This window comes from Lysobacter luteus (assembly GCF_907164845.1).
In the GTDB taxonomy this organism is placed as follows: Bacteria; Pseudomonadota; Gammaproteobacteria; order Xanthomonadales; family Xanthomonadaceae; genus Novilysobacter; species Novilysobacter luteus.
The window spans coordinates 1,154,186-1,174,516 of record NZ_OU015430.1; the positions used below are offsets into that span (position 1 = coordinate 1,154,186).

The 20,331-nt window shown below is 68.9% G+C and carries 17 protein-coding genes; 2 read left to right on the plus strand and 15 right to left on the minus strand.

Annotated elements, in window-relative coordinates:
* Position 1 precedes the first annotated feature (1 nt).
* The 3 genes from KOD61_RS05365 to KOD61_RS05375 are packed head-to-tail and all read right to left on the minus strand — an operon-like array spanning position 2 to position 4,333.
* Positions 2-1,351, minus strand: a complete 1,350-nt coding sequence (locus KOD61_RS05365; protein ID WP_215220003.1) for a sodium-dependent transporter — start codon at positions 1,349-1,351, stop codon at positions 2-4.
* 35 nt (positions 1,352-1,386) lie between these two features.
* Positions 1,387-2,859, minus strand: a complete 1,473-nt coding sequence (gene nhaC, locus KOD61_RS05370; RefSeq protein ID WP_215220004.1) for a Na+/H+ antiporter NhaC — start codon at positions 2,857-2,859, stop codon at positions 1,387-1,389.
* Positions 2,860-2,863: 4 nt separating this feature from the next.
* The gene (locus tag KOD61_RS05375) at positions 2,864-4,333 is read right to left on the minus strand and encodes an amino acid permease (protein ID WP_215220005.1); all 1,470 of its coding nucleotides are present in this window, start codon (positions 4,331-4,333) and stop codon (positions 2,864-2,866) included.
* Positions 4,334-4,536: 203 nt separating this feature from the next.
* Between KOD61_RS05375 and KOD61_RS05380 the strand changes: the two genes are divergently transcribed.
* On the plus strand, positions 4,537-5,109 hold the full coding sequence (locus tag KOD61_RS05380; protein WP_215220006.1) for an NUDIX hydrolase: 573 nt from the start codon (positions 4,537-4,539) through the stop codon (positions 5,107-5,109).
* Positions 5,110-5,115: 6 nt separating this feature from the next.
* Here the strand turns inward: KOD61_RS05380 and yeiP are convergent, their stop codons facing one another.
* The 6 genes from yeiP to KOD61_RS05410 form a co-directional block, all read right to left on the minus strand.
* Positions 5,116-5,682 carry an elongation factor P-like protein YeiP gene (gene yeiP, locus KOD61_RS05385; RefSeq protein WP_215220007.1) on the minus strand — a complete coding sequence of 189 codons (567 nt, stop codon included), beginning with the start codon at positions 5,680-5,682 and terminating at the stop codon, positions 5,116-5,118.
* Positions 5,683-5,831: 149 nt separating this feature from the next.
* Entirely contained in the window at positions 5,832-6,602 is a 771-nt protein-coding gene (locus tag KOD61_RS05390; RefSeq protein WP_215220008.1) for an SDR family NAD(P)-dependent oxidoreductase, read from the minus strand.
* Positions 6,603-6,635: 33 nt separating this feature from the next.
* Complete coding sequence (locus tag KOD61_RS05395) at positions 6,636-9,140, minus strand: EAL domain-containing protein (RefSeq protein ID WP_251370671.1); 2,505 nt, start codon at positions 9,138-9,140, stop codon at positions 6,636-6,638.
* A gap of 50 nt (positions 9,141-9,190) precedes the next feature.
* Positions 9,191-10,084 carry a hydroxymethylglutaryl-CoA lyase gene (locus KOD61_RS05400; protein ID WP_215220303.1) on the minus strand — a complete coding sequence of 298 codons (894 nt, stop codon included), beginning with the start codon at positions 10,082-10,084 and terminating at the stop codon, positions 9,191-9,193.
* A gap of 8 nt (positions 10,085-10,092) precedes the next feature.
* Complete coding sequence (locus KOD61_RS05405; RefSeq protein WP_215220010.1) at positions 10,093-12,102, minus strand: acetyl-CoA carboxylase biotin carboxylase subunit; 2,010 nt, start codon at positions 12,100-12,102, stop codon at positions 10,093-10,095.
* A 41-nt stretch (positions 12,103-12,143) separates the two neighbouring features.
* Positions 12,144-12,926, minus strand: coding sequence for an enoyl-CoA hydratase-related protein (locus KOD61_RS05410; RefSeq protein WP_215220011.1), 783 nt, complete (start codon positions 12,924-12,926; stop codon positions 12,144-12,146).
* A 142-nt stretch (positions 12,927-13,068) separates the two neighbouring features.
* On the opposite strand from KOD61_RS05410, the gene KOD61_RS05415 reads away from it, so the two are divergent.
* Positions 13,069-15,003, plus strand: coding sequence for a cytochrome c/FTR1 family iron permease (locus KOD61_RS05415; RefSeq protein ID WP_215220012.1), 1,935 nt, complete (start codon positions 13,069-13,071; stop codon positions 15,001-15,003).
* A 45-nt stretch (positions 15,004-15,048) separates the two neighbouring features.
* On the opposite strand, the gene KOD61_RS05420 is transcribed toward KOD61_RS05415, so the two are convergent.
* The 6 genes from KOD61_RS05420 to KOD61_RS05445 form a co-directional block, all read right to left on the minus strand.
* Positions 15,049-15,405 carry a hypothetical protein gene (locus KOD61_RS05420; protein ID WP_215220013.1) on the minus strand — a complete coding sequence of 119 codons (357 nt, stop codon included), beginning with the start codon at positions 15,403-15,405 and terminating at the stop codon, positions 15,049-15,051.
* Positions 15,402-15,965: a bactofilin family protein gene (locus tag KOD61_RS05425; RefSeq protein WP_215220014.1), complete on the minus strand. Its 564-nt coding sequence runs from the start codon at positions 15,963-15,965 to the stop codon at positions 15,402-15,404. The genes KOD61_RS05420 and KOD61_RS05425 overlap by 4 nt, the downstream gene beginning before the upstream one ends.
* 149 nt (positions 15,966-16,114) lie before the next feature.
* Positions 16,115-17,725, minus strand: coding sequence for a carboxyl transferase domain-containing protein (locus KOD61_RS05430; RefSeq protein ID WP_215220015.1), 1,611 nt, complete (start codon positions 17,723-17,725; stop codon positions 16,115-16,117).
* A 141-nt stretch (positions 17,726-17,866) separates the two neighbouring features.
* Positions 17,867-18,244 carry a hypothetical protein gene (locus KOD61_RS05435; RefSeq protein WP_215220016.1) on the minus strand — a complete coding sequence of 126 codons (378 nt, stop codon included), beginning with the start codon at positions 18,242-18,244 and terminating at the stop codon, positions 17,867-17,869.
* 179 nt (positions 18,245-18,423) lie between these two features.
* Entirely contained in the window at positions 18,424-18,801 is a 378-nt protein-coding gene (locus KOD61_RS05440) for a hypothetical protein (protein WP_215220017.1), read from the minus strand.
* A gap of 203 nt (positions 18,802-19,004) precedes the next feature.
* The gene (locus KOD61_RS05445; RefSeq protein ID WP_215220018.1) at positions 19,005-20,180 is read right to left on the minus strand and encodes a thiolase family protein; all 1,176 of its coding nucleotides are present in this window, start codon (positions 20,178-20,180) and stop codon (positions 19,005-19,007) included.
* Positions 20,181-20,331: the final 151 nt, after the last annotated feature.

Genomic DNA, 20,331 nt, shown 5'->3' on the forward strand with positions numbered 1-20,331 from the left:
GTCAGAGCAGCGCGTTCAGCAATACCGCCAGCACCAGAAGGGGGCACAGCACGCGCAGCAGCCAGCGCCAGACCGTGAATCCCCAGGCGGGCATGCCTGCGAGCTGCTCGCGCAGGATGCTGTCCTTCAGCACCCAGCCGGCGAACAACGCGATGAGCAGGCCACCCAACGGCAACATGATGTCGTTGGCGACCAGCTCGATCAGGCCCATCAGGTCACGGTCGAGCATGCGCACGTGCGACCAGATGTTGAACGAGAAAACCGTCACCAGCCCGAGCGCCCAGCACAGCCCGGCCATCATCAGCGCCGCCGACCTGCGGCTGCGGCCGCGCTCGACCATATAGGCGGTCGCCGGCTCGAGCAGCGAGATCGACGAGGTCCACGCCGCCACGAAAAGCAGCGCGAAGAAGGCGAGCCCGTAGACGATGCCGCCGGGCATCGCCTCGAAGGCCAGCGGAAGCGAGGTGAAGATCAGGCCCGGACCGCCGCCTTCGGGACTGATGCCGAAGGAGATCACGATCGGGAAGATCGCCAGGCCGGCCAGCAGCGCGACGGTGGTATCGCACACCGCCACGATGGCGACGGTGCGCGGGATCGAGACCTTGGCGGGCAGGTATGCGCCGTAGGTCATCATCGCGCACATGCCCAGGCTCAGCGTAAAGAATGCCTGGCCCATCGCGGCCACCAGCACGCCTGAATCCACCTTGCTCCAGTCCGGCCGGAACAGGAAGGACGCCGCCTGCCCGAGGTGGCCGGTGGTCGCGCCATAGCCAACCAGCAACAGCAGCGTGAGGAACAGCGCCGGCATCAGGAACCGGACCGCCCGCTCCAGGCCCTTCTCCACGCCCAGCGCCACCACGCCCACGGTCACCGCCATGAACAGCGCATGCCAGAGCGCGAGCGCCGCCGGGTCGGCCAGCATCGCGCCGAACGACGCGGCCGGGTCGAGGATGGCCGGGCCGCCAAACAGCTGCGACAGGTACAGCCAGGCGTAGCGCAGGGTCCAGCCGCCGACCACGCTGTAGAAGCTGAGGATCAGCACGCCGGCCACGATGCCGATCCAGCCGATACCGGCCCAGGCCCTTGGGGCGCCGGTTTCGCGGGTGATCTGTGCCAGTGCGGTGATGGGACTCCGGCGCCCGTGGCGGCCGATCAGGATCTCGGCGATCAGGACCGGCAGGCCGACGAAGAAGATGCAGCCCAGGTACACCAGCACGAACGCGCCGCCGCCGTTGTCGGAGGCGAGATAGGGGAAGCGCCAGATGTTGCCCAGGCCGACCGCCGAACCGGTCGCGGCCAGGATGAAGGCCAGGCGTGACGACCACATGCCGTGGATCGGGGTCTTTTCCATGGTTGAACTCCGTTGTCAGGCCGGCCCGTGCGGACTCAGGCCTGTGGGGTCGTGGTGGGGTCGGCCTTCAGGCGCAGGATCTTGAATCCCGCGTAGGCGGAGATCGCGGCGACCAGCGGTCCGGCGAGGTTGAAGAACGCGTAGGGCAGGTAGTCGAGCGTGGCGACCCCGAGGGTGGCCGCCATGTAGGCGCCGCACGTGTTCCAGGGCACCAGCGGCGAGGTGATGGTGCCGGCGTCCTCGAGCGCGCGCGACAGGTTGACCGGGGCCAGGCCGCGGCGGGCGTACTCGGGCTGGAACAGCCGGCCGGTCAGCACGATCGACATGTACTGGTCGGCGGCCACGATGTTGGCGCCGATCGCGGTGCCCAGGGTGGCGATGATCAGCGAACCGGTCGACCGCGCCGCCTTGAGCACACTGCGGATCATCCGCTCCAGCAGGCCGACGCGCTCCATCACCGCGCCGAATCCCATCGCGCAGATGATCAGCCAGATCGTGTTGAGCATGCTGGTCATGCCGCCCCGGGTGAGCAGGTCGTCCACCGCGGCATTGCCCGTGCTGGCAGCGTAACCGTCGAACAAAGCCTTCCATGCACCGGCCAGCAGTGCCATGGGGCGCGACAGCGCCTCGTTGCCGGCGAGCGCGACCACCACGTCGGGCTGGAACACCACCGCGAACACCGCGCCCAGCAACGCGCCAACCAGGATCGTCGGGTAGGCGGGGAAGCCGCGGATGGCCAGCACGAAGACCACGAGCAGCGGTATCAGCAGGTGGATGCCGAGATCGAACTGCGTGCCCAGCAGCGTCGGCAGGTCGCCGAAGACCTGGTCGGGCGCGACTTCGCGCGATTGGCCCAGCCCGATCAGGGTGAAGAGCACCAGCGCGATGACGATGCTCGGCACGGTGGTCCACAGCATGTGGCGGATATGCGCGAACAGCTCGCTGCCGGCCGCGGCCGGGGCGATGTTGGTGGTGTCCGACAACGGGGAGATCTTGTCACCGAAGTACCCGCCGGAGATCACCGCGCCAGCCGTGATCGCCGGTGACATGTCCAGCCCCTGGGCGACGCCGATCAGGGCCACGCCGAGCGTTCCCGCCACCGTCCACGAACTGCCGATGACCAGGCCGACGACCGCGCAGATCAGGCACGCGGCCGGGTAGAAGAACGACGGGTCGAGCAGGGCGAGCCCGTACACGATCAGGGTGGGCACGGTCCCGCTGAGGATCCAGGTACCGATCAGGGCGCCGACCGCCAGCAGGATGAAGATCGGACCGACGGCAAGCGAGATGCCGCCGACCATGCCTTCCAGGATGTCGTCCCAGCGCAGGCCGTTGCGGATACCGATGATCGCGGCCACGCCCGCGGCCAGCATCAGTGCCACCTGGTTGGCGCCGTAGGACGCGTTGTCGCCGAACAGGTAGACCGCCGTGCCCAACAGGGTGGCCAGCAACACCAACGGCACCAAGGACTGGAACAGCGACGGCTCCCGCGCCTGCAGATCGGTCATCGGATCAGGCCCGGCGCCGGAGCTTGCTGTGGCGGTATCCGTAGAAGACGTAGATCAGCAGTCCGATTGCGATCCAGCCCAGCAGCAGCCGCCAGTGTTCGGCAAACGGTTGCGAGAACAGGTACAGGCACGACACCACCCCGAGTGGGCAGATCAGGATCGCGAACGGCACCTTGAACGGGCGGGGCAGGTCGGGGCGGGTCCGGCGCAGGATCAGCACCCCGGCGCAGACGGTGGCGAACGCCAGCAGGGTGCCCATGGACACCATCTCGCCCAGCAGCCCGATGGGCAGGAACCCCGCCAGCACCGCCGCGATGACGCCGACGATGACCGTGCCGATGTACGGCGTGTGGAACTTCGGGTGGACCTTGCCGAACAGGCGGGGCAGCAGGCCGTCGCGCGACATGCTGTAGAAGATGCGCGGCTGCGCCATCAGCATGACCAGGATCACCGAGGACAGACCGGCGATCGCCGCGATCTCCACCAGCGTCTGCAGCCAGCCCAGCGACGGGTAGTTGTTGAGCGCCGTCGACACCGGTTCGGGCGTGCCCAGCAGGCGGTAATCCATCATGCCGGTCAGTACCGCGCAGACCACGATGTAGAGCAGGGTGCAGACCACCAGCGAGCCGAGGATGCCGACCGGCATGTCCTTCTGCGGGTTCTTGGCCTCGCCCGCCGCGGTGGAGACCGCGTCGAAGCCGATGTAGGCGAAGAACACGATCGCCGCCGCGCGCATCACGCCGTCCACGCCGAAGCGGCCGGGACCCTCGTTGGCGGGGATGAAGGGTTCCCAGTTGCCCGGATCGACGTACTGCGCGCCGAACGCGATGAACAGCAGGATCACGGTCACCTTGATCGCAACGATGATGCCGTTGACGAACGCCGACTGGGTGATGCCCACGTAGCCCACGCCGGTGACGAACGCGATGATCAGCACCGCCGGGAGGTTGATGAGCGTGCCGGTGCGGACGAAGTCACCGCCCTCCACCGCGAACGGCGCGCTGGCCAGCGCCGCGGGTAGTGCTAGGTCGAAGTTGGTAAGGAAGGCATTGAGGTAACCCGACCAGCCCACCGCGACCGTCGATGAAGCGAACAGGTACTCCAGCACCAGGCACCAGCCGATGAACCAGGCGACGCCTTCGCCCAGGGTGGCGTACGAATACGAATAGGCACTGCCCGACACCGGCAGCATCGCGGCGAACTCGGCGTAGCACAGGCCCGCGAATGCACAGGCGATGCCGGCGATGACGAAGCTGAGCATGATCGCCGGGCCGGCGTGCTCGGCGGCGGCCTGGCCGGTCAGCACGAAGATGCCCGCGCCGATCACCGCGCCCACGCCCAGCAGGATCAGCTGGGTCCCGGTGAGGGTGCGCTTGAGGTCGGCTTCGCCCTCCAAGCTGCCTTCGAACGGTTCACCGGCGTCGACGTGGCCTGCCGGCTCGATCGGCTTGGTCGCTAGAACATTCTTGAACATCCGGATCCCCAGGTGACAGCCGCGCTGCGGCGTCCGCGTCGATGGTCCGCCAGCGCGGACGCGCGGCGAGGTGGCGGGCCACCTTACCCCAGCCAAGAAACGAGCGGCAAGCCACCTTCGGCACGGTCCACGGGGCGCGCGAACCACTGGATAATCAGCGACCCGGGCGCTTGCCGAAGGCGCCTCCAAACGTACCGGCACGTATGCGTGACAGCGACAACCACCTCCACGTACCCATCCGCTCGGCCCTGGCCGACTACCTGCGGTCCTGGCCCGACGAGAGCGAGGTCGCGGCGCAGTTCACCGGCCTGTTGGATGAGAGTCCGAACGACACGCACGCGTTCGTGCGCGAGCGGCTCGAGGGCCACTTCACCGCGTCGAGCTGGCTGGTCGATCGCGAAGGACGCCGGGTGTTACTGACCCACCACCGGAAGCTTGGCCGGTGGCTGCAGCTGGGGGGCCACGCCGATGGCGATACCGACCTGGCCGACGTCGCGCTACGCGAGGCCGAAGAAGAGTCGGGGCTGACGGACCTGGTGGTGGAGGGCGGCCTGTTCGACCTGGACCGCCACTGGATCCCGTCACGCGGTGACGTGCCGGGCCACTGGCATTACGACGCGCGCTACGTAGTGCGGGCGACGGGGAGCGAAGCGTTTGTTGTCGGCCACGAATCGCTCGACCTGGCCTGGCGCGACATCGCCGCGATCGAGGCAGACCCGGCTGCGGATGAATCGTTGCGGCGGATGGCGCGAAAGTGGCTTGCGCGCACCGCCTGAGCCGCCTCAGTCCGCGCGGCCGGAGAACTCGCCACTGGTGGTGTTGACCAGCACGCGCTCGCCGTTGGCGATGTACTCGGGGACCATGATCTCCAGGCCGGTCGACAGCTTGGCCGGCTTCGGGCGCTTGGTGGCCGTGCCGCCCTTGAGCTCCGGCGGGGTCTCGACGACTTCGATCGCCACGGTCTGCGGCAACTGCAGTGCGACCGGCTGGTCGTCGATGATCTGCACGTAGCAGCCCGACAGCTCGTCGACGATGTAACCGGCGTCGTCGCCGACCACGTCCGCGTCAAGCGTGTACGGGGTGTAGTCCTCGTCGTCTAGGAACACGAAAGCGTCGCCGTCCTTGTAGGAGAACGTCGCCTGCCGGCGGCTCAGCTCGACTTCCTTGAGCTCGTCGTCGCCGCCGAGGCTGAGGTCGAGCTTGTTGCCGCCCGGCACCGAATACATGGTGAAACGGAACTTGACGTTGCCGCCACGCCCCTGCGGCGAGCTGCGCTCGATGTCGCGCACCTGGTACACGGTGTTGTTGTGTTCGACCACGTTACCTTTCTTGACGTCGTAGGCTTTCATGCGGGTTCCGGATGGGAGTTCGGGCTCCGGGAGGAGCATCTGTTGCAGGGGATGTCTTGTAGGAGCGACGTAAGTCGCGACCGGTACGCGGCCCAGGGCGTTCGGCGGCTCGCGACTCACGTCGCTCCTACAGGGATGGCAGGGCGCCCTTACTTCGGCGCCAGGCGGGTCGCGCCGTCGAGGCGGATCGTTTCGCCGTTGAGATAGGTGTTGCCGAGGATGTAGGCGACCAGGTCGGCGAACTCCTCCGGCTGTCCCAGCCGCGACGGGAACGGGATGGTGGCGGCCAGCGACTGCTGCACGCTCTCGGGCATGCCGTCGACCATTGGGGTCCAGAACACGCCCGGGGCGATCGTCATCACCCGGATGCCGAACCGCGCCAGTTCGCGCGCCATCGGCAGGGTCATGCCGACCACGCCGCCCTTGGACGCCGAATACGCGGCCTGGCCGATCTGGCCCTCGTAGGCGGCGACCGAAGCGGTGTTGACGATCACGCCGCGCTCGCCGTCGGTGCCGGCCTCGTTGTGCTGCATCACGTCGGCGGCGGCCTTGGCGACGTTGAAGCTGCCAACCAGGTTGACCATCACCGTGGACTGGAACTGCGACAGCGGCATCGGTGCCTCGCGACCGAGCACGCGGCCAGCGCCGAGGATGCCGGCGCAGTTGACCGCGACATTGAGGCCGCCGAGGAAATCCTTCGCCGCCGCGACGTTGGCAACGACGCCCGCCTCGTCGGACACGTCGGTCCGGAAGAACCGTGCGTTCGCCTCGCCCAGTTCGGCGACCGCTGCCCCACCCTTGTCCTCGTTGACGTCGAACAGGGCGACCTTGCCGCCGTGCTTGACCAGGTGGCGGGCGACGGCCAGGCCAAGGCCGGAAACACCGCCGGTGACGATGGCGCGGGTATCGGAAAGCTGCATGGGAGTCTCGCGGAACAGAATGAGACGGCGATTCTAAGGCAGGTAGCGCGCCTGCACTTCCGCCGGGGCCAGCCCGGGGGCAAACAGGAAACCCTGGCCGATCGCGACCCCCAGGCCCAGCAGGAACTCGCGCTGCGCGTGGCTTTCCACGCCTTCCGCCACCAGCCCAAGCTTCAGGCTGCGGGCGATGCCGGTGACCGCCTCGCACACGGCCACGTCGGAGGCGTTGTCCGGCACGCCCTGGACGAACAACTGGCTCAGCTTCAGGCCGTGGATGGGCAGCCGGCGCAGGTAGTTGAGCGCGCTGTAGCCCTCGCCGAAATCATCGATGGTCAGCATCACCCCAAGCTCGCGCAGGGCGGCGAAGGTGCGCAGTGTTTCGGGCTCGTCTTCGATCAGCACCCGCTCGGTGAATTCCAGCTCGAGTGCGTGGCCGGGCAGGCCGGTTTCCTCCAGCGCCGCGCGCACGTTGCCGGCCAGGTCCTCCCCGAGGAACTGCCGGTACGAGACATTGACCGCGATGCGCTCGATCGCCAGTCCCGCACTGCGCCAGTCGCGCAGCTGGCGGCAGGCCTGCTTGAGCACCCACCCGCCGATGCCGACGATGTCGCCGGTGGTCTCGGCGTGGTCGATGAACCGGCTGGGCTGCATCTGCCCGAGCGCCGGATTGGTCCAGCGGATCAGCGACTCCACCGCCACCAGCCGACCCGTGGCCAGCTCGACCTGTGGCTGGTAGACGAGGTGGAACTCGTCGTTGCCGACCGCCCGGCGCAACTGGGTCTCCAGTTGCAGTCGCTCCTGCTGTTGTTCGGCCAGCTCCGCCGTGAACGCCTGCCAGCCATTGCGACCGCGGCGCTTGCTGTCGTACATCGCCACGTCCGCATCCTGGATCAGCTGTTGCGACGTGGTTCCGTCGGCCGGCGCCTGCGCGATGCCGATGCTCGCGGTGATGGCGAACTCTTCGCCGTCGAGGCTGAAGCTGTCGCCGAAGATCTCCAGGATCGCGCGCGCCAGTCGTGCCGCGCGGTCCGGGTCGTCATCCAGCGCGCAGGTCACCAGGAATTCGTCGCCGCCGAAGCGGGCGATCAGCCCCTCGCCACCGACCGCGCGCCGGATGCGGCGGGCAGCCGAAGCGAGCAGCCGGTCGCCGGCGGCGTGGCCCAGTACGTCGTTGACGATCTTGAAACGGTCCAGATCGATGTACAGCACGGCCAGGCGCTCGCACGCCGGGTTGGCCAGGCGCGCGTCGATCTCGCTGCGGACGGCGTCGCGGTTGAGCAGGCCGGTGAGCGGATCGGTGCGCGCGCGCACCCGCAGGTGCTCCTCGGCGCGCTTGCGGTCGGTAATGTCCTGCAGCGTCCCCGTCAGCCGCTTGCTGAGCGGCCCGCCGGCCTCGGCCTCGCCGATAGCGCGCACCCAGAACGGCTCGCCGTCGGGACGCATGCCCTGCAGTTCAAGGTCGAGCGTGTGGCCGGTATCCATCGCGACGTCGAGCGCCTGTCGCAGCTGCGCGCGGTCGGTGTCGACCAGGCAGTCGAGCAGGTCGTCGATGGTGCGGGGCGCCGGGTCGCGGCCGATGATCCGACGCGATTCGGTGGTGAGGTAGAGCCGGTCGCGGCCGGTATCCCATTCCCAGCCACCGATGTGGGCCATCGCCTGGGCCCGGTCGAACAGGGTGCTGTCGCGCTTTAGCGCGGTGACATCGGAGAACAGCGATAGCACCTGCTGCACGCGATCACTGCCCGGTCCGAACTGCGGCACCGCCGTGACGGAGAACCAGGTCAAGGTCCGGCGTCGGCGATGGTAGTAGCCGAGCAGCACGCTGCCCACCGGCCGGCCATGACGCAGGGCGCGGGCAGCGGGCCACTCGTCGCGCGGAAGTTCGCGTCCGCTCTCGTCGACCACGTACCACTGGTCGTGTGCCATCGCGATGTCGGCGCGCTGGCCCGGGGCGATGCCGAACAACCGCATTGCCGCGGCGTTGGCATGGGTGATCAGGCCTTCTGCGTCTCGCACCAGGATGCCGGTGTCGATGGTTTCCATCAGCTCGCGGTAGCGCAACTCGGCGTCACGGCGGCCACTGAGGTCGCGGGCCACGGCGACGATGCAGTTGCGGCCGTCGTGCTCGAACCCGGCCGAATGCACCTCGACCGGGAAGCGGCTGCCATCGGCGCGCATGTTGGACACTTCGATCACGTAGGTGCCGCCGCGGTTGAGCGTCTCCCAGACCGGTCCCAGGTGGTCGTGCGCCAGGTCGGGGTTGAGCACGTGGATCGGGCGGCCGACGATCTCCTCGCGTGCGCGCCGGTAGGCCGCCAGCCCGGCGCGATTGAGATCGAGCACGATTCCGTCCGCGTCGAGGATGCTGACCGGGTCGGGAACGGCGTCGAACAGGGCGTGGTAGCGCAGCCGGGCCGCTGCGGCTTCTTCCCGTGCCGCCAGCACGGCGTCGCGTGCCTGTTGCAGCAGTGCACGGGTCTCCGCCGGCAGGGCGGGGTCGTTGCATCCTGCGTCCAGCGCCGCCAGCGTGGCCGCCACGTCCACTCCTTCGGAGTGTGGTGGCATCCCGGTCGCTGGCGGCGTGAGGCTCATGACACCGCGAGCGCCCGTCCGACCCGGCTGCCCGTCTCGCGGCCGAGCCGCCCGGCCAACCAGCGCCCCGTGTCCGCCAGCCGTGCCAGGTCCACCCCGGTCTCGATGCCGAGCCCGTGCAGCATGTAGACGACGTCCTCGGTGGCGACGTTGCCACTGGCGCCGGTGGCATACGGGCACCCGCCGGTGCCGGCGACGGAGGCGTCGACCACCGAGACGCCCACCTCCAGGCAAGCGAGGAGGTTGGCCAGTGCCTGTCCGTAGGTGTCGTGGAAGTGCACCGCCAAAGCATTGAGCGGCACTTCGCCCGCCACGGCCTGCAACATCGCGCGCGCCTTGCCGGGCGTGCCCACGCCTATCGTGTCGCCCAGCGATATTTCGTAGCAGCCCATTCCGTGGAGTTGACGTGCGACGCGGACGACATCGGCCAGCGGCACCTCCCCCTGGTAGGGACAGCCCAGCACGGTCGAGACGTAGCCACGCACCCGGACCCCGTCGCCGCGTGCGCGCTCCAGCACCGGCGCGAACCGCTGCAGCGATTCGTCGATCGAGGCATTGATGTTGCGCTGGTTGAAGGCCTCCGAGGCGGCGGTGAATACCGCAATCTCCTCGACGCCGGCCTCGCGTGCGCGCTCGTATCCTTTCTCGTTGGGCACCAGCACCGGGTAATGGACGCCCGGGCGACGGGTGATCCCGGTGAACACCTCGGTGGCATCGGCCAGCTGCGGCACCCACCTGGGGCTGACGAAGCTGGTCGCCTCGATGCTCTGCAGGCCGGTGGCCGAGAGCCGGTCGATCAGTTCGATCTTGTCGGCGGTGGAGACCATCGCCTTCTCGTTCTGCAACCCGTCGCGCGGGCCGACCTCGACGATGCGCACATGGCGGGGCAGGGCGGTGCTCACGTGTCCGCTCCAGCCTCGGCCAGGGCGACCAGCACGGTATCGGCCTCGACAAAGTCGCCGGCCTGCGCGTGGATCGCGGCCACCGTGCCCGCACGGGGCGCCTTCAGGCTCAGCTCCATCTTCATCGCCTCGATCACCATGACCTCCTGGCCGGCTTCGACCGTGTCGCCGGCGCTGGCCTTCACCACCACCACGCGACCCGGCATCGGCGCGACCACGTTGTCGGCGCCTGCACCCGCGGTGCCGGCCTCATGCCGGTACATCGCCACCGGCTGCAGCCGCAGGCGGCGCTCGCCATCGTGCACCAGCAGCTCGCGCCCGTGGTCGAACACCCGGAACCGCCGTGCGCGACCGTCGAGGCGCAGGCCCAGCAGCGCGCCGTCGAACCGGGCGCCAGCCACCGTGTGCGTCGCGCCGTCGTATTCCACCTGGTACTCGCCGCCGCTGCCGTGCGCGTGAAGCTCCAGCCGCTCCTCGCCGTGCAGGAAGGCCAGCGCACGCTGGCCGGCATGGCCCAGCCGCCAGCCATCGGCGACCGCCCACGGCGACCCGGGATCGTTCGACGCGGCCGCGCCGTCGCGGCTGCCCTGTTCCTGCGCCAGCAACCGCGCGGCCGTGGCGCCGAGCAGCAGGTCGCGGTTGACCTCGTGCGCGGGCATGAACTCGTCGAGGTGGCGATCGAGATATCCGGTATCGATCGTGCCGTTGACCACGGCCGGGTGCCGCACCAGCCGCTCGAGGAAACCGATGTTGGATTTCGGACCGCTGATCGCGCACTGCGACAGCGCCTCGCGCAGGCGGGCGAGCGCACGGGGGCGGTCGGCATCGTGGACGATGAGCTTGGCGATCATCGGGTCGTAGAAGATGGTGACCGTGTCGCCCTCGACCACGCCCGAATCGATGCGCACGTGCGCCGACGGTGCCGGCAGGCGCAGGCGCTCCAGCGTGCCCGAGCCCGGCAGGAAGCCCGCCTCGGGGTCCTCGGCGTACAGCCGCACTTCGATCGCGTGGCCGGACTGGGCGATGTCGTCCTGCGCGAGCGGCAACGGCTCGCCAGCGGCGACCTGCAACTGCCACGCCACCAGGTCCAGGCCGGTCACGCACTCCGTCACCGGGTGCTCGACCTGCAGGCGGGTGTTGATCTCCATGAAGTAGAAGTTGCCCGCCGGGTCGACGATGAACTCGACGGTGCCGGCATTGGCGTAGTCGATCGCACGCGCGGCCAGCACCGCGGCATCGCCCATCGCCTGCCGCAGCGCGGGCGTGAGGAACGGCGACGGCGACTCTTCCAGCACCTTCTGGTAGCGGCGCTGCGCCGAGCATTCACGCTCGTTGAGGTGGATGACATTGCCGTGCGCGTCGCCGAACACCTGGATCTCGATGTGGCGCGGCTGTTCGATGTAGCGCTCCAGCAACACCCGGTCGCGGCCGAACGCATTGCCGGCTTCGCGCTGGCACGACTGCAGGTTGTCGGCGAACTCGCCGGCCTCGCGCACGATGCGCATGCCCTTGCCGCCGCCGCCGTGCGCGGCCTTGATCATCAGCGGGTAACCGATGCGGTCCGCCTCGGCCTGCAGGTGGGCCGGGTCCTGGTTCTCGCCGGTGTAGCCCGGCACCACCGGCACGCCGGCCGTCTGCATCAGCTCCTTCGCGCCGGCCTTGCTGCCCATGCGGCGCATCGATGCGGCCTTCGGGCCGATGAACACGATGCCGGCCGACTCGGACGCGTCGGCGAAGTCGGCGTTCTCCGACAGGAACCCGTAGCCCGGGTGGATGGCCTCCGCACCGGCCTTGCGTGCGACCTCGATGATCGCGTCACCACGCAGGTAACTGTCGGCTGGCCGCGGGCCGCCAATGCAGTACGCCTCGTCGGCCTGGCGCACGTGCTGGGCGTCGGCGTCGGCTTCCGAGTACACCGCGACGGTGCGGATGCCCAGCGCACGACAGGTGCGGATGACGCGGCACGCGATTTCGCCGCGGTTGGCGATGAGGATCTTGTTGAACATGCGAGGGTTGCCGGATTGCGTACGGGGGGAGGGCGTGCGGTTCACTCGCACCAGCCCGGTCTGCGCTTGTCGAGGAAGGCGCCCAGGCCTTCCTGGCCTTCCTTCGACACACGCAGGCGCGCGATCAGTGCCGCGTTGTCGGCATCGTGCCGGGCCCCGTCGGTGTGGGCCGAGACCTGGCGCACCAGCGCCTTGGCCTGCGCCGATGCGACCGGGCCGGCCTTCAGCAGCAGTTCGACCTGGCGTTGCAGGGTCGCGTCGAGGTCTTCGGCATCGACCGCTTCATGCAGCAGGCCCATCCGGTGGGCCTGGGCGGCGTCGAAAATTTCCGCGCTGGCAAACCAGCGGCGCGCCTGGCGTGCGCCGATCGCCTCGATGACATACGGCGAAATCACCGCCGGAAGCAGGCCGAGCTTGCTCTCGGTCAGGCCGAACTTGGCTCCGAACGCACCGATGGCGATGTCGCAGCAGGCCACCAGGCCCACGCCGCCACCGAACGCCGCGCCGTGCACGCGGGCGATGGTCGGCTTGGGCAGCTCGTTGAGGGTGCGCATGAGCCGCGCCAGCGCGAGCGAGTCCTCGCGGTTCTCGTCCTCGCTGGCGCTGGCCATGCCACGCATCCAGTTGAGGTCGGCGCCGGCGGAGAACGACGCGCCTTCGCCTTCAATAATCACCACCCGGACCGTGGGGTCGGAACCGACCGCCTCCAGCGCGCCGGTCAGGGCGGCGATCAGCATCGCGTCGAACGCGTTGTGGACGTCCGGGCGGTTCAGCCGCAGGTGTGCGACCGGTCCATCGCGCAGGTGCAGCAGGGGGTGGCTCATCTGTATGCGTCCTTGGCGGGAGTGGGGATGATAGCCGTCGTGCCCGGGCGCCGCGCCGGGACACGCCGGGGCCGACATGGGTCAATGCGATCAATTCTCATTTAACGTAGGATGGCGGGATCACCACCGGCCCGCCGTTTCCATGACCCTGACCCTTCGTTGCCTGGTTGCTTCCCTGCTGCTGATGTTCGCGATGTCGGCGAATGCCACCACCGGCGCGCAGACCGTCTGGCGCCTGCTCGACTACATCGCGGTCGATTACGCGGTGGCGGTGCAGGACGGCGAAGTCGTGAGCGAGGGCGAGTATGCCGAGATGGTCGAGTTCGCCGACTCGGTGAACGAGCGCATGGCAGCGTTGCCCGCGACCTCCGAGACGGCGGAACTCATCGACGGCGCCGCCGCGCTGCAAGCCGCGATCGACGCCAAGGCCGACCCGTCCGCAGTGGCCGGGCTGGCGCGCGGGCTGGCCGGACAGTTGCTGCAGGCGTACCCGATGCCCGTCGCACCGTCCTCGACGCCCGACCTTGCGGCGGCGTCGGGCCTGTACCAGCAGCAGTGCGCCAGTTGCCACGGAACCACCGGTGCGGGCGACGGCCCCGCCGGGGTCGCGCTGGATCCGGCACCAATCGCGTTCACCGATCGCGAGCGCGCCCGCGAGCGCAGCATCTTCGCGCTGTACCAGGTGATCGAGCAGGGACTAGAAGGCACCAGCATGGGCAGCTACGCGCATCTGCCCGTCGACGACCGCTGGGCGCTCTCCTTCCACATCGGCCAGTACGCCTACCCCGAAGCGCTGGTGGACGAGGGCCGCCGCTTGTGGGAAGGCGACGATTCCCTGCGCCTGCTCGTGCCGGACCTCGCCGCGCTTACCCAACTGACCCCGGCCGCGCTTGCGGAAGAGGTCGGCGAGGATCGGGCCGCGGCGCTGATGGCCTACCTGCGGCGCACGCCCGAGGCGGTCGAAGCTCGGCCCGAAGGCTCCCTGACCCTGTCGCGCCAACGCCTGGCCGAAGGCCTGGCAGCCTACGCGGCCGGCGACCGGGGCGGCGCACGCGACCTGATGCTGTCGGCCTACCTGGACGGATTCGAGCCCGTCGAACCGCTTCTCGCATCGCGCGACCCTGCATTGATGGCGCGCATCGAAACCGCGATGGGCGAGTTGCGCTCGCGCATCGCCAGCTCGGCGGACGTGGAGGAGGTGCAGGCGCAGGTCGGGGTGGTCAATGGCCTGTTCGACGACGCCGAGGCCACGCTGTCGCCTGACCAGGCCACCGCGGTCTCCTCCTTCATCGGTGCTTTCACCATCCTGTTGCGCGAAGGGCTGGAAGCACTGCTGCTGGTGATCGCGATGATCGCTTTCCTGCGCAAGGCCAACCGCACCGAGGTGATGCCGTACGTGCATGCAGGCTGGGTCGGCGCGTTGCTGGCAGGCGTCCTGACCTGGGGCGCGGCGACCTACCTGGTCAGCATCAGTGGTGCCAGTCGCGAGCTGACCGAAGGCTTCGCCGCGCTGTTCGCAGCGGTGGTGCTGCTGTTCGTCGGCATCTGGATGCACGGCAAGAGCCAGGCTGGCGCATGGCAGCGCTACATCCGCGACAAGCTCTCGCACGCGCTCTCGCGGCGGTCGGCGTGGTTCCTGTTCCTGCTCTCGTTCGTGGTCGTTTACCGCGAGGTGTTCGAGACCGTGCTGTTCTATGCGGCGCTGTGGACGCAGGGCAACCCGTCCGCGATCCTGGCCGGCGCGGCCGTCGCCGTGGTGGTGCTGGGTGTCGTGGCGTGGGCGATGCTGCGCTACTCGCGCAAGCTGCCGATCGCCCGGTTCTTCGCCATCAGCTCGGTGCTCATCGCGGTTCTCGCGGTGATGCTGGCCGGCAAGGGCATCGCCGCCCTGCAGGAAGCCGGCTGGTTGCCGATGAGCCTGATCTCGTTCCCGCGGGTCGACCTGCTGGGTGTGTATCCGACGCTGGAGGGCGTGGGCACGCAGTTGCTGGTCCTGGCGACCCTGGCCGCCGGTTTCTGGCTCAACCGCCGGGCCGCGTCGGCGGTCGCGGTGACACCGGCGCACGAGTCGAACTGATCGTCGGTCGCTGCACGGGCGCGGCGCCCTCCGGCGCCACGCCGGTCAATGGCGGCTGCGCTTCGCGGCCGACCCTTTCACCTCGCTGGCTTCCACCCGCAGGCTGAAGGTGCGCTCCTCGCCGGGGTGGATCGCGCCGACCCCGACGACCTGGCGGTTGACCTCCCGGCCGCGCCCGTCGCGGATCGACAGCACCATCGAGTACTCGCAGGCGCCCTGGGCGGGCGCCGGGATGGTGCCCTCGACCTGCAGCGGCGAAAACGTCGCCGCCTCCGCCACTTCCGCGTCGAAGCGCAGGTGCCCGCGGCATTGCGGACACACGCTGGCGCTCTCGAGGATGGTGGTCTTGCAGTGCGGGCAGGTGCGCGTCGCGCCCGCGGTCCCGGGGCGCGGGGCGCTCATGCGTCGTTGTCGGAAGCGGCCTTGTCGGACTTGCCGTTGCCGCCCTTGCCGCTGGAGCCGCCGGTGGCCTTGTCGCCCCAGCCGAAGTCGACCTGGCCGCGCATCCGCGCGCCGGTGGCGACCGTCAGCGCGCCGGCCTTGACGTCACCGGTGAGGGCGCCGGACTCGAGCAGCTCGACCTTCTGCGCGGATTCGATGTTGCCTTCCAGCTCGCCGGCCACGATGACCTTGTGGGCGCGCACGCCGCCCGACAGCCGCGCGCCGGGCTCGATGGTCAGGTTGCCCTGCACGTTGACGTCGCCGTTGAACTTGCCGGCGATGCGGACGTGGCCGGTGCCTTCGATCTTGCCCTCGATGGTCAGTTCAGCGGCGATCAGGGATTCCTTCAACGGCGCCTCGTTGCGCGCCGGGCTCGCGGCAGGAGTGGCCGGGGCAGGCGCCGGCGAGGTGATGTCGCGGATCGGCGTCGGCTCGAAGCTGGCGGCCTTCGGGCTCTCGGCCGGCGCGGCCGGCGTGGGGGCAGGGTTCTTGGCGGGGGTTGAGTCTTTCCAGATGGCCATCGGCAGGGTCCGTGCTTGGTGGGCGGGACCTCCGAACTTAGCACCTGCTTCACGGCGTCATCATGTGACACTTCACGTCACCCGGCACCCCTTCAGGAAGCGGTCAGGAATTCCCCGTTCATCGGTGCGCACCGTCACGTCCGCAGCTACTACATGCGGAACACGCCAAAGCGGGTCCGGTCCTCGATGGGCGCGTTGAGGCTGGCCGACAACCCCAGGCCGAGCACGCGGCGCGTGTCGGCCGGGTCGATGATGCCGTCGTCCCACAGCCGCGCGGTGGCGTAGTAGGGGTTGCCCTGGTCTTCGTACTGTTGGCGGATGGGGGCCTTGAAGGTCTCTTCCTCATCCATCGACCAGTCGCCGCCGCGGGCCTCGATACCGTCCCGCTTGACCGTGGCCAGCACGGAGGCCGCCTGCTCGCCGCCCATCACGCTGATGCGCGCGTTCGGCCACATCCACAGGAACCGCGCGCCATAGGCCCGGCCGCACATCGCGTAGTTGCCGGCGCCGAAGCTGCCGCCGATCACCACCGTGAACTTCGGTACGTGCGAGCACGCCACCGCGGTCACCATCTTGGCCCCGTCCTTGGCGATGCCGGCCTGCTCGTACTTCTTGCCGACCATGAAGCCGGTGATGTTCTGCAGGAACACCAGCGGGATGCCGCGCTGGTTGCACAGCTCGATGAAGTGCGCGCCCTTGAGCGCGCTCTCGGCGAACAGGATGCCGTTGTTGGCGATGACGCCGACCGGGTAGCCGTGCAGGTGCGCGAAGCCGGTCACCAGGGTCTTGCCGTAGCGCGCCTTAAACTCCTGGAACTCGCTGCCGTCGACCACGCGGGCGATCACCTCGCGGATGTCGAACGGGCGGCGGGCATCCTTCGGCACGATGCCGTAGAGCTCCTCGGCGGCGAACAGCGGGTCGCGTACCGGGCGCGTGGCGACTGGCAGCACCTTGTTCCGGTTGAACGTGCCGACGATGTCGCGCGCAATCTGCAGCGCATGGCGGTCGTCCTCGGCGAAGTGGTCGGCCACACCGGAGATGCTGGTATGCACGTCGGCGCCGCCGAGCGTCTCGGCATCGACCACCTCGCCGGTGGCGGCCTTCACCAGTGGCGGCCCACCGAGGAAGATCGTGCCCTGTTCCTTCACGATCACCGACTCGTCGCACATGGCCGGCACGTAGGCACCGCCGGCGGTGCACGAACCCATCACCACGGCCACCTGCGGGATGTTCTCGGCGCTCATGCGGGCCTGGTTGTAAAAGATCCGGCCGAAGTGCTCCTTGTCGGGGAAGACCTCGTCCTGCAGCGGCAGGAAGGCGCCGCCGGAGTCGACCAGGTAGATGCACGGCAGGTTGTTCTCGCGCGCGACTTCCTGCGCGCGCAGGTGCTTCTTGACCGTCATCGGGAAGTAGGTGCCGCCCTTGACCGTAGCGTCGTTGGCCACGACTACCACCTCCTGGCCCATCACCCGGCCGATGCCGCAGACCATGCCTGCCGCCGGCGCGGCGTCGGCGTACATCCCTTCGGCGGCCAGCGGCGCGATCTCGAGGAACGGCGAGCCGGGGTCGAGCAGGGCGGTGATGCGGTCGCGCGCCAGCAGCTTGCCGCGCGCAGTGTGTTTGTCGCGGGCCTTGTCGCCGCCGCCGGCCGCCGCGCGTGCAAGCCGGGCATCGAGCTCATCGACCAGTGCGCGATGCCAGGCGGCGTTGTCGCGGAAATCCTGCGAGCGGGGGTCGAGGGCGGAGCTCAGTACGGGCATGCGGTTCTGCGCGGCGATGGAGACGGCACAGGATAACCGCGACGCGGCGGCGGTAGGTCCGGCGACCGGAGCGCCTGCGTGCGCCAAACAAAAACGGGCCCGCCGTAGCGGACCCGTCCTGGTCAGGCAGAGCGCGGGACGTCAGTCCTGCACTTCGGCGTTGGCCTCGGCCTCGGCTTCCACCTGCTCCTGCTCCATCTCGGCGGAGACGTTGGCAGCAGCGTCGCCGATCGCACCGGCGGCGTTGGCCTTGCCTTCTTCATAGGCTTCCTGCAGCGGGTCGACAGCGGCGTCGGCGGCGGCGGCGACCGTACCGGCAGCAGCAGCGGCACCGGCAGCGGCAGCCTCGGCGCTGGCGGCAGCCGCATCACCCGCGGACTCGGCGGCAACGGCCGCCTGGTCACCGGCGACTTCGGCCTCGGCGGCCGCCTCGTTGGCTTCCTGGTTGGCGGTCGGCGAGTTGCAGGCGGTAAGCGCGAACGCACCCGCGGCGAGGAGGGTCAAAAGCTTGTTGTTCATTTGCTGACTCCTGTGTGTCGGCAGTTGACTTCGATAGAGCGCCGGTCCTGCCGGCGGCGGCACTATCGAGGCGGGCCGTGTAAAGGAATGTGAAGGCGCCGGGCCGGCCCCGGCAGACGGGTACAAAAAAACCGCCGGGAAAACCCGGCGGTCTTTTGGATCAATAACTCGGGCCAGAATTAGAGGCCGTCGTTGTTGGTCTCGGCATCGGCACCGGCAGCAGCCTCTTCGGCCGCGTCCTGGGCCTGCTCGGCGGCGTCGGCTGCATTCTCGGCAGCGTCGGCAGCGTCGTCGGCGTCGGTCATGTCGGTCGCACCGGCAGCGGCGTCGGCCGAGGTCGCAGCGGCGTCAGCAGCGGCGGCGGCGGTGTCGGCAGCAGCCTGGGCAGCGTCGGCAGCCATGGCGTCGCCAGCAGCAGCGGCGTTGGCAGCGGCTTCGGAAGCCTCGCCAGCAGCCTCGGCGGCTTCGGCGGCGGAGTCTTCAGCCTGCTGCTGGTTCGAGCAGGCAACCAGGGCAAAGCCCATAGCCAGGGCAAGCAGCGCCTTGTTGAAAGTCATGGTTCGTTCCTCGTCGTATAAAAATGTGGGCAACGCGCAATTGCGCGCCGATAACATGATGACAACGCCGCGACGCCTGTCAAGCGGCACGTTGTGTTTTTAAGTTAATGCCTCGTTAACTGGTTCAGGGGTCTTTCCGACGGCCGGTCATCCAACATGAACAGGGCGTGATAAAAGCCCCCCCTTCGCGCCCTGCTGGCGGTTCAGAGCAGCTCGACGGCAATCGCGGTGGCTTCGCCGCCACCGATGCAGAGCGATGCGACACCACGCTTACCGCCACGCGCGCGCAATGCATTGAGCAGCGTGACAATCAAACGCGCGCCGCTTGCGCCGATCGGATGACCGAGCGCCACCGCGCCGCCGTGCACGTTGATCTTTTCGTGCGGAATGCCGAGGTCCTTGATCGGCGCCATCGCCACGCACGCGAAGGCTTCGTTGATCTCGAACAGGTCGACGTCCTCGATCTTCCAGCCGGCCTTTTCGAGCACGTTGGAAATCGCCTTGACGGGCGCGGTGGTGAACCACTCCGGCGCCTGCGCGTGGCCCGCGTGCGCAACGATCCGCGCCAGCGGCTTCAGCCCGCGCGATGCGGCTTCGTCGGCCGACATCAGCACCGTGGCGGCAGCGCCGTCGGAGATCTTCGACGACGACGCTGCGGTCAACACGCCGTCCTTGCCGAACGCGGCGCGCAGGCCGGGGATCTTGCCGGTATCGATCTTGCCCGGCTCCTCGTCGGTGTCGACGACGACTTCGCCCTTGCGCGTCTTGACGGTCACCGGAACGATCTCGTCCTTGAACGCACCGTCGGCCTGCGCCTTCTTGGCGCGGTTGACGCTTTCGGCCGCGAACGCGTCCAGCGCCTCGCGATCGAACCCGTAGGTGTTGCAGGTGGTGTCGCCGAACACGCCCATCGCCTTGCCGTCATACGGATTGGTCAGGCCGTCGTGTGCCATGTGGTCGAGCATCTCGGTGCTGCCGTAGCGGATGCCGGTGCGCGAGTTGTTGAGCAGGTGCGGGGCGTTGGTCATCGACTCCATGCCGCCGGCGACAACCACGCTGGCTGAACCGGCCTTGATCATGTCGTGGCCCAGCATCACGGCCTTCATACCCGAGCCGCAGACCTTGTTGATGGTGGTGCACGCGGCCGAGTCGGGCAGGCCGGCACCCAGCGCGGCCTGGCGCGCCGGTGCCTGGCCGAGGCCGGCGGGCAGCACGCAACCCATGATGACCTCCTGGACCTGGTCGGGCGCGATGCCGGCCTGCTCGAGCGCGCCAGTGATGGCGGCAACGCCGAGTTGCGGTGTGGGCACGCCGGTGAACTGGCCGAGGAAGGAACCGATGGCGGTGCGCTTGGCACCGACGATGACGACGTCGCTCATGGGGGACTCCAGTGGATGGGACCGGCGGCGCGGCCGTTGGATCAACCCGTTGCCGCTGCCGCATCGGCCGATTATGCGGCGGCGTGCTGCAGTGCCGCAAACCCGCACAACGCTTCAGCAGTTTGAATGGGGCGGCGATTGTGCGTGTCGC

What these genes read in the sequence shown, in the direction of transcription:
- KOD61_RS05365 (WP_215220003.1), bottom strand. Translation starts at nt 1,351, where the DNA reads ATGGAAAAGACCCCGATCCACGGCATGTGGTCGTCACGCCTGGCCTTC.
- nhaC (WP_215220004.1), bottom strand. Translation starts at nt 2,859, where the DNA reads ATGACCGATCTGCAGGCGCGGGAGCCGTCGCTGTTCCAGTCCTTGGTG.
- KOD61_RS05375 (WP_215220005.1), bottom strand. Translation starts at nt 4,333, where the DNA reads ATGTTCAAGAATGTTCTAGCGACCAAGCCGATCGAGCCGGCAGGCCAC.
- KOD61_RS05380 (WP_215220006.1), top strand. Translation starts at nt 4,537, where the DNA reads ATGCGTGACAGCGACAACCACCTCCACGTACCCATCCGCTCGGCCCTG.
- yeiP (WP_215220007.1), bottom strand. Translation starts at nt 5,682, where the DNA reads ATGAAAGCCTACGACGTCAAGAAAGGTAACGTGGTCGAACACAACAAC.
- KOD61_RS05390 (WP_215220008.1), bottom strand. Translation starts at nt 6,602, where the DNA reads ATGCAGCTTTCCGATACCCGCGCCATCGTCACCGGCGGTGTTTCCGGC.
- KOD61_RS05405 (WP_215220010.1), bottom strand. Translation starts at nt 12,102, where the DNA reads ATGTTCAACAAGATCCTCATCGCCAACCGCGGCGAAATCGCGTGCCGC.
- KOD61_RS05410 (WP_215220011.1), bottom strand. Translation starts at nt 12,926, where the DNA reads ATGAGCCACCCCCTGCTGCACCTGCGCGATGGACCGGTCGCACACCTG.
- KOD61_RS05415 (WP_215220012.1), top strand. Translation starts at nt 13,069, where the DNA reads ATGACCCTGACCCTTCGTTGCCTGGTTGCTTCCCTGCTGCTGATGTTC.
- KOD61_RS05420 (WP_215220013.1), bottom strand. Translation starts at nt 15,405, where the DNA reads ATGAGCGCCCCGCGCCCCGGGACCGCGGGCGCGACGCGCACCTGCCCG.
- KOD61_RS05425 (WP_215220014.1), bottom strand. Translation starts at nt 15,965, where the DNA reads ATGGCCATCTGGAAAGACTCAACCCCCGCCAAGAACCCTGCCCCCACG.
- KOD61_RS05430 (WP_215220015.1), bottom strand. Translation starts at nt 17,725, where the DNA reads ATGCCCGTACTGAGCTCCGCCCTCGACCCCCGCTCGCAGGATTTCCGC.
- KOD61_RS05435 (WP_215220016.1), bottom strand. Translation starts at nt 18,244, where the DNA reads ATGAACAACAAGCTTTTGACCCTCCTCGCCGCGGGTGCGTTCGCGCTT.
- KOD61_RS05440 (WP_215220017.1), bottom strand. Translation starts at nt 18,801, where the DNA reads ATGACTTTCAACAAGGCGCTGCTTGCCCTGGCTATGGGCTTTGCCCTG.
- KOD61_RS05445 (WP_215220018.1), bottom strand. Translation starts at nt 20,180, where the DNA reads ATGAGCGACGTCGTCATCGTCGGTGCCAAGCGCACCGCCATCGGTTCC.